Source organism: Kitasatospora sp. NPDC059722 (assembly GCF_042733235.1).
In the GTDB taxonomy this organism is placed as follows: Bacteria; Actinomycetota; Actinomycetes; order Streptomycetales; family Streptomycetaceae; genus Kitasatospora.
The window spans coordinates 54,645-55,766 of the sequence record NZ_JBHWGD010000058.1 but is presented as its reverse complement, the minus strand read 5'-3'; the positions used below and the strand labels follow the sequence as shown (position 1 = coordinate 55,766).

The 1,122-nt window shown below is 73.2% G+C and carries 1 protein-coding gene; it reads left to right on the top strand.

Annotated features, from left to right (window positions below; all coding sequences use genetic code 11):
- Positions 1-391: 391 nt before the first annotated feature.
- A complete protein-coding gene (locus ACFV4F_RS30285; RefSeq protein ID WP_380507153.1) occupies positions 392-775 on the top strand; it encodes a hypothetical protein in 384 nt (127 codons plus the stop codon).
- Positions 776-1,122 lie beyond the last annotated feature (347 nt).

The window sequence follows — 1,122 nt, the reverse complement described above, 5'->3', positions numbered from 1 at the left end:
CGCCTGGCCCACGGTGGGCCGCATGAGGAACTTGTACGCACGGATCATCCAGCCCACCCCCTTTCGGTCGATGTGGTCAAGCTAGTGCACCCCACTGACAACGCAGCGTTCTCCGCCGCTTCGCGGCTCCGGGCCAAGGATGCATCCCTCCCCGGCTGAAGCCGGGGATACCCTGCAAGATCAGGGATGGGGGCCCGGCCCAGGTGCGCGGTCCCCACCTTCTTGGCCAGTGACCAATGACTGGTTGTCAGTAAGACTGGGTCGGTGACCAAGAAGCAAGCCCCGGACCGCGCCCGCACCCGGCTCCCGTCGGAGCCGGCGCCGATGATCCGGTCGAGGCCGAGCTCGAAGCGCTCGTCGAAGTCGTCGAAGTCGCCGGCGGGGTGCTGAGATGCGGATCGAGATCGTCGCCGTCCTGGACGGCAGCCGGGTCGACTTCCGCTGCACCCTCGGCGGGGCTCAAGCCCTGTGGGCCGGGCCGCCGTCGCCCGGTCCCGGCCAACTCTTCGACGTGGAACTGGACGTGGGGGAGCCGATCGCCGCGTGGGCGAGAGCCACCACCGGACCGGGAGCGATCACCGGAACCCCGGCGGGTGGGGCCGTGCTCACCGGGACCGTCCTCGGGGCGGGAAACGCGGACGACCCCGTCGTCGACCTCCGGCTCGGCGACGACATCGTCCTGCTGGAGCCGCCGGCGGACGGCTGGGACGTGCGGCCCGGCGAGGTTGTGGCGGCACGGGTCACATCGCTCCGGCTGTACCCGTACGAGCTGTAGCCCGCGGGCCTGCGGCTGATGCGTTGAGTCCCGCGGCCCGGCGGGACGTATGGGTCAGTGGCGGGGCGGGTGCGGCGGGGAAGCGGGAAGGTGAGTCCGGTGATCAGCTCGGAGACGGTGGAGTTCCGCGTCGGCGACCGGGTGTGGGTGTACCGGGACTCGGAGTTCGGTGCGGTCGAGGGGGCCGTGGTCGTGGACGTCCGGCCGGACGGGCGGCTGCGGGTGGAGTTCACCGACGGGCACCGCACCGCTCTCCGGTACGGGCACGTCGAGCTGCGGGGGGCGGGGGGGGGGGGGGGGGGGGGGGGGGGGGGGGCGGGGGGGGGGGGGGGGGGGGGGGGGGAGGG